Annotated in this window: 6 protein-coding genes; 5 read left to right on the top strand and 1 reads right to left on the bottom strand. The window is 66.6% G+C overall.

What is annotated here, in order from left to right; translation table 11 throughout:
- A partial coding sequence (locus CWO91_RS41400) for a LysR family transcriptional regulator (protein WP_130221061.1) occupies positions 1-226 on the bottom strand: 226 nt, incomplete at its 3' end.
- Positions 227-351: 125 nt separating this feature from the next.
- Between CWO91_RS41400 and CWO91_RS41395 the strand changes: the two genes are divergently transcribed.
- The 5 genes from CWO91_RS41395 to CWO91_RS41375 form a co-directional block, all read left to right on the top strand.
- On the top strand, positions 352-1773 hold the full coding sequence (locus tag CWO91_RS41395; RefSeq protein WP_165406073.1) for an amidase: 1422 nt from the start codon (positions 352-354) through the stop codon (positions 1771-1773).
- A gap of 84 nt (positions 1774-1857) precedes the next feature.
- Positions 1858-2808, top strand: a complete 951-nt coding sequence (locus CWO91_RS41390) for an ABC transporter permease (RefSeq protein WP_130221059.1) — start codon at positions 1858-1860, stop codon at positions 2806-2808.
- The gene (locus CWO91_RS41385) at positions 2805-3692 is read left to right on the top strand and encodes an ABC transporter permease (protein ID WP_130221058.1); all 888 of its coding nucleotides are present in this window, start codon (positions 2805-2807) and stop codon (positions 3690-3692) included. Before CWO91_RS41390 ends, CWO91_RS41385 begins: the two co-directional genes overlap by 4 nt.
- 2 nt (positions 3693-3694) lie before the next feature.
- Positions 3695-4708, top strand: a complete 1014-nt coding sequence (locus CWO91_RS41380; protein WP_165406072.1) for an ABC transporter ATP-binding protein — start codon at positions 3695-3697, stop codon at positions 4706-4708.
- On the top strand, positions 4705-5511 hold an 807-nt coding region (locus tag CWO91_RS41375), incomplete at its 3' end, for an ATP-binding cassette domain-containing protein (RefSeq protein WP_130221056.1). The genes CWO91_RS41380 and CWO91_RS41375, both read left to right, overlap by 4 nt.

Below are 5511 nucleotides of genomic sequence, written 5' to 3'. Positions count from 1 at the left end.
CCGCAAGGGCGAGCGCTTCGCTGGCGCGCGCCAGCAGCGCCTGGCCCGCCTCGGTGAGGTCCATGCCGCGCGTGCCGCGGCGGAACAGCGGCGCACCGATTTCGGCCTCTAACTTGCGGATCTGGACCGAGAGCGGCGGCTGCGCCATACGGAGCCGCTCAGCGGCCTTGCCGATGCTGCGCGCCTCGGCGACGGCGACGAAATAGCGGAGCCGGCGAAGATCCATTGGCATACCGAAAATGTATGGGTTGGACATGAAAATCGTATTGGACGGAGAGTTAACAAAACTGTCATTCTCGCTGTCAATGTCTTTGGGCCAACGGCGGCCCCGCTTCGGAGCGCAACGTGACGATGAACGGCGATCCCTGTCTGCTGTCCGCAACCGAATTGCGCGGCCTCGTTGCCGGAAAGCGGATTTCGCCGGTCGAGATCGTCCGTGCGGTGCTTGCGCGCGCCGAGGCGCTTCAGGGCGAATTGAACTGCTTCATCACGCTGTGTGGTGACGAGGCGATCGCGGCGGCGCGCGAAGCCGAGCGCAAGGTGATGGCCGGCGAGCCGCTCGGCCTGCTGCACGGCATCCCTGTCAGCGTCAAGGACATCGTCAACACCAGGGGTGTGAAGACCACCTTCGGCGCCGTTCCCTACAAGGACAACGTGCCGATCGAGGATGCCGTCGCGGTGGCGCGGCTGCGCAGCGAAGGCGCGATCCTGATCGGCAAGACCACGACGCCGGAATTCGGTAGCAAGTGCCTGACGGACTCGCCCTTGTTCGGCCGCACCCGCAATGCGTGGAGCGCAGAGCGTTCCTCCGGCGGCTCCAGCGGTGGCGCGGCGGTGGCGGTGGCGAGCGGCATCGCGCCGCTCGCAATCGCGACTGACGGCGGCGGCTCGACGCGGATTCCGGCCGCCTGCAATGGCGTGGTCGGGCTGAAGCAGAGCAACGGCATCGTCCCGCACAGTCAGGCGCTGGATGTGTTTGGCAACCAGACCTATGTCACGCCGACCACCCGCACCGTCGCCGACACCGCGCTGATGATGCAGGCGATGGCCGGTGAGGATTCTTGCGACCCCTGGTCGATCGGCGTCCCGGTGCCTGATTTCATCGGCACCGCCGCCCCGCGCGGCGATCTGCGCGGGCAGAAGATCCTGTTCTGCGCTTCGCCGCCCGGACGCCCGGTGTCTTCGGACGTCGCGGCCAGCTTCAAGGCGGGCCTTGATCGGCTGGCGGAGCTCGGTGCCGAGCTCGAAGAGTTCTCTGGCGACGGTTTTGACATCGAGCCGATCTGGCGCGCCATCAACCACACGGTCTGGCGCACGCGCTTTGCAAAGCTCGCGGCCGAGCACAAGGACGAGCTGAGCGAGGCCTTTCTCAAGCAGCTTGCGCTCGCAACCGAGGTCAGCGGCGTCGACTACCAGGAGGCGATGTTCGCGCGCACCGCGCTGTTCCGCCGGGTGCAATCGCTGCTTGCGCGCGGGCACCTGCTGGCGATGCCGACCCTGACGCGCACCGCGCTGCCGATCGAGCAGGATTTGTTCGGCACCATCGAGATCGACGGGGCGCATTTCGACAGCGTCCGCCCGCATTGGTTCCCCTGGACCATGCCGTTCAACATGACCGGGCATCCCGCCGTCAGCCTGCCCTGCGGCTTCGGCCGCGACGGCCTGCCGATCGGGCTCCAGCTCGTCAGCCGCTTCCGCGGCGATGCCGAATTGCTCCGCGCGAGCGCGCTGTTCGAGGCTTCAAGCGACCTTCTGTCCCGCTGGCCGGCGTGAGGAGATGGGCATGCAGCAAAGAGCTTGCCTCCAGCGTCCAGACATGTTGATCGTGCCGCGGGTGAGCCCTGAAGCCGAGCACGCATGAGCGTCTTTGTCCTCCGACGTCTGTTGACCTTGCTGGCGACGCTGGTCGGCGCCTCGCTGATCATCTTCCTGGTGCTCGACGCACTTCCCGGCAACGCCGCGCAGATGCTGATGGGTGCCGATGCCTCGCCGGACGCGGTCCGCGCGCTCACTGTCAAGCTCGGGCTCGATCAGCCGCTGGCGGTTCGCTATCTGCAATGGATCAAAGGCCTCCTCGCCGGCGATCTCGGCAACTCCTATGTCTACGGCACGCCGGTCGCGAGCCTGATCGCGGAGCGGTTGGTGCTGACCATTCCGCTCGCGATCATGGCCATGACGGTCACGGTGACGCTGGCGCTCTCCGCCGGCATCTATACCGCCGCCAACCACAACAAGCTCGGCGATGTCGGCGTGATGTCGCTGACGCAGGTGGGCATCGCGCTGCCGAACTTCTGGTTCGCGATCCTCCTCGTCTTATTATTCTCGGTCAGGCTGCAATGGCTCTCGGCGGGCGGCTTTGCCGGCTGGGACGACGGCGTCTGGCCTGGCGTCAAGTCGCTGCTGTTGCCGGCGATCTCGCTCGCGGTGGTGCAGGCCGCGATCCTCGCGCGGGTCACCCGCTCGGCCGTGCTCGAGGTGCTGCGTGAGGACTTCGTCCGCACGGCGCGCGCGAAAGGGCTCGGCAAGCGCGAGGTGCTGTGGCGTCATGTGCTGCGCAACGCCATGATCCCCGTGATGACCGTGATGGGGCTGCAATTCGCTAATCTGCTCGCCGGCACCATCGTGATCGAGAACGTGTTCTACCTGCCGGGCCTCGGCCGCTTGATCTTCCAATCGATCGCCAACCGCGACCTGATCGTGGTGCGCAACTGCGTGATGCTGCTCGCTGCCATGGTCGTCATCGTCAATTTCGTGGTCGATGTGCTCTATGCCTTCATCGATCCCCGCATCAAGGTCCACGACCTGTGAGCGCGCCCCTGACCATTGACACGCCGATTGCAACGCGGCCGCTGCCGGCCCGTACGTTCTGGCGCCGCGCACTGCGCCATCGCAGCTTCGTGCTCGGCGGTGCACTGAGCCTGCTGGTGCTTGCCTCGGCGGTGCTGTCGCTGGTGTGGACGCCGTGGTCGCCCTATGAGATCGACATCGCCTCGAAACTCCGGCCGCCGTCGGCATCGCACTGGCTCGGCACCGATTCCTTCGGTCGTGATATCGTCTCGCTGCTGCTTGCCGGCGCGCGTTCGACGATCATGGTCGGCATCATCGCGGTGAGCATCGGTCTCAGCTTCGGCGTCTGCCTCGGCTTGATCGCCTCGGCCAGGCGCGGCTGGACCGAGGAGATCATCATGCGCTTCGCCGATTTCAGCTTCGCCTTTCCGGCCGTGCTCTCTGCGATCATGCTCGCCGCGGTGGTGGGCCCGGGCATGGTGACCTCGATCGTCGCGATCGGCATCTTCCAGATCCCGACGCTGACGCGGCTGACGCGCGGTTCGGCCAACGCGATCTGGGCGCGCGAATTCGTGCTGGCCGCGCGCGCGGCGGGCAAGGGACGCTTCCGCATCACCATCGAGCACGTCCTGCCCAACATCTTGTCGATCCTGATCGTGCAGGTCACCATCCAGTTCGCGCTCGCCATTCTCGCCGAAGCCGCTTTGTCCTATCTCGGCCTCGGCACGCAGCCGCCGCAGCCGTCATGGGGCCGCATGCTGAACGATGCGCAGACACTGCTGTTCCAGTCGCCGATGCTCGCGGTGTATCCGGGCGCTGCGATCGCCATCGCAGTGCTCGGTCTCAACCTCCTTGGTGATGGATTGCGCGACCTGCTCGATCCCAGACTGGCGCGGGAGCGGTGACAATGGCTGATCCCGCAACCATGCCACTGATCGAGGTCGCCAATCTCGGCGTGCGTCTCAACACCAGCCGCGGGCCGGCGCAGGCAGTGCGTGGCGTCAGCTTTGCCCTCAAGCGCGGCGAGACGCTCGGGCTCGTCGGCGAGTCCGGCTGCGGCAAGTCGGTCACGGCGTTGTCGCTGATGGGGCTGCTGCCGGACAGCGCGGTCGTCAGCGGCAGCATCAAGCTTGATGGCAACGAGCTCGTCGGGCTCTCGGATGCCGATTATTGCCGCCTGCGGGGCAACCGCATCAGCATGATCTTCCAGGAGCCGATGACCGCGCTCAATCCGATGCACACGATCGGCAACCAAGTCGCCGAGCCGCTGCGGCGTCACAAGAAATATACGACGTCGCAGGCGCGGCGCGAGACGATCGCCTTGCTCGACCGCGTCGGGCTGCCGGATCCCGCACGGCGCGTCGACGCCTATCCGCACCAGTTCTCCGGCGGCCAGCGCCAGCGCATCACCATCGCCATGGCGCTCGCCTGCGAGCCGGACCTGTTGATCGCGGACGAGCCGACCACCGCGCTCGACGTCACCATCCAGGGCCAGATCCTCGACCTCATCGCCGATCTCGTCGAAGAGCGCGGCATGTCGATGATCCTGATCTCGCACGATCTCGGTGTCATCGCCGAGAACGTGCAGCGCATGATGGTGATGTATGGCGGCACCGTCGTCGAGAGTGGGCCGACCGACGAGGTGTTTCGGCGTATGGGGCATCCCTATACGCAGGGCCTGTTCCGCGCCCGGCCGAAGCTCGGTGCGCGCAAGGGGACGCGGCTGAAGACGATCTCGGGCACGGTGCCGGAGCTTGCCGACCTGCCGTCCGGCTGCACTTTCTCCGATCGGTGCCCGCTGGTGATCGATCAGTGCCGCGCCGCGCTGCCGCCGATGGTGGACGTCGGGCCAGGCCACTTCGTGCGCTGCATCAGGACGGACGTCTCGATGGCTGAACGCGTCGGAGCGCTGACTGCATGACCACCGCAGCCGAGCCGCTTCTCGACGTGAAGGATCTGGTGCAGCGTTACACGCTGCCGCGTGAAAGCCTGTTCCGGCCGCCGGGGCAGGTGCGCGCGCTCAATGGCGTGAACGTGCGGGTCGCCGCTGGCAAGAGCCTTGGCGTCGTCGGCGAGTCCGGATCGGGCAAGTCGACCTTCGCACGGCTGGTGATGGCGCTGGAGCGGCCCACCTCGGGCCAGGTCGCGCTGCTCGGCCGCGATCTCAACCGCATCTCTGCCGACGAACTGCGCCGTGCCAGGCGTGATTTCCAGATGGTGTTCCAGGACCCTTACGGCTCGCTCGATCCACGCCAGACCATCGCCCGTATCGTCGCCGAGCCCCTCACCGTGCTGGAGGAGGCAGATCGCACCAAATTCCGCGAACGCGTCGCCGCGGTGCTGCGCCAGGTCGGCTTGCGCGATGCGGACATGGACAAGTATCCACATGAATTCTCAGGCGGCCAACGCCAGCGCATCGCGATTGCGCGTGCGCTGATCACGCAGCCGAAGCTCATCGTGGCCGACGAGCCGGTCTCCGCGCTCGACGTCTCCGTGCAGGCACAGGTGCTGAACCTGATGCAGGATCTCCAGGAGCAGTTCGGCCTCAGCTACATCCTGATCAGCCACGATCTCGCGGTCGTCGACTATCTCTGCGACGAGGTCGCGGTGATGTATCTCGGCCGGATCGTCGAGCAGGGGCGGCCGGAGGATCTGTTCGAGCGCTGTGCTCACCCCTACACGCGGGCGCTGCTGGATGCCGTGCCGCGGGCGCGCGCCAGCGGC

It is taken from the genome of Bradyrhizobium genosp. SA-3, from assembly GCF_004212635.1.
Taxonomy (GTDB): Bacteria; Pseudomonadota; Alphaproteobacteria; order Rhizobiales; family Xanthobacteraceae; genus Bradyrhizobium.
Note: the sequence above shows the minus strand (reverse complement) of the source record. Positions and strands in the feature narration are given on the sequence as shown.

Coding starts and splice junctions, on each gene's coding strand:
- CWO91_RS41380 (WP_165406072.1), top strand. CDS start 3,695: ATGGCTGATCCCGCAACCATGCCACTGATCGAGGTCGCCAATCTCGGC.
- CWO91_RS41395 (WP_165406073.1), top strand. CDS start 352: ATGAACGGCGATCCCTGTCTGCTGTCCGCAACCGAATTGCGCGGCCTC.
- CWO91_RS41390 (WP_130221059.1), top strand. CDS start 1,858: ATGAGCGTCTTTGTCCTCCGACGTCTGTTGACCTTGCTGGCGACGCTG.